3 protein-coding genes are annotated in these 3,056 nt (G+C 67.2%); 1 reads left to right on the top strand and 2 read right to left on the bottom strand.

Features of this window, described 5'->3' with window-relative positions:
• A partial coding sequence (gene pnp / locus VI078_01540) for a polyribonucleotide nucleotidyltransferase (GenBank protein HEY5997971.1) occupies window positions 1–2,163 on the bottom strand: 2,163 nt, incomplete at its 3' end.
• A gap of 37 nt (window positions 2,164–2,200) precedes the next feature.
• On the bottom strand, window positions 2,201–2,464 hold the full coding sequence (gene rpsO / locus VI078_01535; GenBank protein HEY5997970.1) for a 30S ribosomal protein S15: 264 nt from the start codon (window positions 2,462–2,464) through the stop codon (window positions 2,201–2,203).
• Window positions 2,465–2,775: 311 nt separating this feature from the next.
• On the opposite strand from rpsO, the gene VI078_01530 reads away from it, so the two are divergent.
• Window positions 2,776–3,056: hypothetical protein (locus VI078_01530; protein HEY5997969.1), on the top strand; the 281-nt coding region annotated here is incomplete at its 3' end.

The raw sequence follows: 3,056 nt of genomic DNA, 5'->3' as shown, positions 1-3,056 counted from the left end.
GTGGCCGCCGTGGTTGCGCGGGCCGCCGTGGCTGTGGCCGCCGCCCGGCGCGCCGGCCTGCCCGCCGCGCTCGCGCAGGGCCTCCTTGCGGCTGAGCTTGATCTTGCCGTCGCGGTCGATGTCGATGACCTTGACCGGCATCGTGTCGCCTTCCTTGACCTCGTCGTGGATGTTGTTGACCCGGTGCTCGGCCAGCTGCGAGACGTGGCAGAGCCCCTCGGTGCCGGCGAAGATCTCGACGAAGGCGCCGAAGTCCATGACGCGCTTGACGCGGCCCTCGTAGATCCTGCCGATCTCGGCCTCGGCGGTCAGCTCCTTGATGATCGCCATCGCCTTCTTGGCCGAGTTCTCGTCGACCGAGGCGATGTTGATCGTGCCGTCGTCCTGCACCTCGATCTTGCAGCCGGTCTGCTCGATGATCGAGCGGATCGTCTTCCCGCCCGAGCCGATGACGTCGCGGATCTTGTCGACCTTGATCTTCATGGTGAGGATGCGCGGCGCGTACGCCGAGATGTCGGCGCGCGGGGTCGCCAGCGCCTCGGCCATCTTCCCGAGGATGTGCAGGCGCCCCTCGCGGGCCTGCGCCAGGGCCCGCGCCATGACCTCGCGGGTCAGCCCCTTGACCTTGAGGTCCATCTGCAGCGCGGTGATGCCGGCCGCGGTGCCGGCGACCTTGAAGTCCATGTCGCCGCAGTGGTCCTCGACCCCCTGGATGTCGGAGAGGATGTGGAAGCCGCCGCCCTCGGCGACGAGGCCCATCGCGATGCCGGCCACCGGCGACGCGATCGGCACGCCGGCGTCCATCAGCGAGAGGCAGCCGCCGCAGACCGTGGCCATCGAGGAGGAGCCGTTGGACTCGAGGATGTCGGAGACCACGCGCACCGTGTAGGGGAAGCGCTCCTTCGGCGGGAGCACCTGGGAGAGCGCGCGCTCGGCGAGCGCGCCGTGGCCGGTCTCGCGGCGGCTGGTGCCGCGCAGCATGCTCGCCTCGCCGGTGGAGAACGGCGGGAAGTTGTAGTGCAGCATGAAGCGCTTGCGCGTGACCAGGCCGAGGTCGTCGATGATCTGCTCGTCCTCGGAGGTGCCGAGCGTCGTCACCGCGAGCGCCTGGGTCTCGCCGCGGGTGAAGAGCGCCGAGCCGTGCGTGCGCGGCAGCAGGCCGACCTCGCCCGTGATCGGGCGGATCTCGTTGAGCTTGCGGCCGTCGACGCGCCGGCCCTCCTCGGCGATCATGCGCCGGGCCTCGCGCTTTTCCATGTCGGCGAAGATCGCGGCGATCTCCTTCTTGCGGTCGACCCCGGGGCTGGCGAACTCGGCGAACTCCTCGAACGCCAGCTCGCGCACCGCCTTGACCGCGTCCTCCTTCGCGAACTTGCCGGGCACGAGCATCGCCTCGCGCAGCTGCTCGAGGTACTCGGCCTCGAGCACGCGCTTGAGCTCGGGCTCGAGCGTCGCGGGCGTGAAGGCCATCTTCTCGGGCGGGGCGCCGGCGGCGTCGCGCAGCTTGAGCTGCAGCGCGACGAGCTTGCCGATCTGCTCCTGGCCGAGCAGGAGGGCCTGGACGATGGTCTCCTCGCTGACCTCGCGGCTGCCGGCCTCGACCATGAGGATCGCGTCCGCGGTGCCGGCGATCACCACGTTCAGGGTGCCGGCGGCGATCTGCTCGGTGGTCGGGTTGACGACCAGCTGCCCGTCGACCTGGCCGATGCGGACCGCGCCGACCGGGCCGTCGAACGGGACGCGCGAGATCGTCAGCGCCGCCGAGGCGCCGTTGAGCGCCAGGATGTCGGTCTCGTTGACCTGGTCGGCGGAGTAGACGTTGCAGATGATCTGCACGTCGTTGCGGAAGCCCTTCGGGAAGAGCGGGCGCAGCGGCCGGTCGATCAGCCGGCAGCCGAGGATCTCGCGCTCGCCGGGGCGGCCCTCGCGGCGGAAGAACCCGCCCGGGATCTTCCCGGCGGCGAACTGCTTCTCCTGGTAGTGCACGGTCAGCGGGAAGAAGTCGACGCCCTCGCGGGGCGCGTCGGCGGCGACCGCGGTCGCGAGCACCGCGCAGCCCTCGTAGGTCACGAAGACGGCGCCGTCGGCCTGCTTGGCCATCCTGCCGGTTTCGAGGGTGAGGGTGCGGCCCCCAAGGTCCATAGAGACACGTGTGACGCTCATGTTTTCCGTCCTTTTCGTCTGAAGGGCTCCGGCGCCGCTACTTGCGGATGCCGAGGCGCTCGATGATTTCGCGGTAGCGCTTGATGTCGGCGCGCTTGAGGTAGTTGAGCAGACGGCGGCGCTGGCCGACCATCTTCAACAGGCCCCGGCGCGAGTGGTGGTCCTTCGTGTGGGTCTTGAAGTGCTCCTGGAGGTACTTGATGCGCTCCGAGAGCAGGGCCACCTGCACCTCGGGGGAGCCGGTGTCGCTCTCGTGGAGCCGGTAGGTGCTGATGACTCCGGTCTTCTCCTCTTTTTCCATGACCACTGCTTGCTTCCTCCTCTTTCTCTTCCTGTTTCTCTCTATAGTTTTGGGGCGGGATTCTACACGATCGGGGAGCGGGGGGCAAATCGGCCGTCCTGCGACGCGTATGCGGTGTCCCGGGCCGGACCCGTTCCCCGGCATCCGTGTCGGGCCCCGGCCCGGGGGCGCCCGTTCGCTTCCGTCTCGCCCTGACGCCCTTCAGTCCGCGAGAGCACTCATCAGCTGCTCGACTGTCAATGCGCCGGCCACACTCAGCCGCCACAGCAAGCGGCCGGCGCATTATGACCGCTCACAGGCGCCCCCGGGCCGTGGCCCTGGGCAGGCCGCCGATCCAAGGTGCGATGAAGAAGTTGGCCTGGGACAGAGCGGGGGCGGGGCGGCGCCGGGCCAAATTAGACAAACCCATTTGGCAATTGTCTGGCATTGAAACCTTCACACAGCGTGAACTTAATTATGGTCAACCATCTTCTGAAAAAACAAAAGTGGTTGTATTCTATAATAAAACTTCTTTGTACTTCGGAATCTCCTGCTACATGCATGACGCTTCTCAAATACGAACAAAATTTATGCAACGTGATTTTGATTATTC

The sequence above is a fragment of the bacterium genome (assembly GCA_036524115.1).
Classification (GTDB): Bacteria; JAUVQV01; JAUVQV01; order JAUVQV01; family DATDCY01; genus DATDCY01.
Note: the sequence above shows the minus strand (reverse complement) of the source record. Positions and strands in the feature narration are given on the sequence as shown.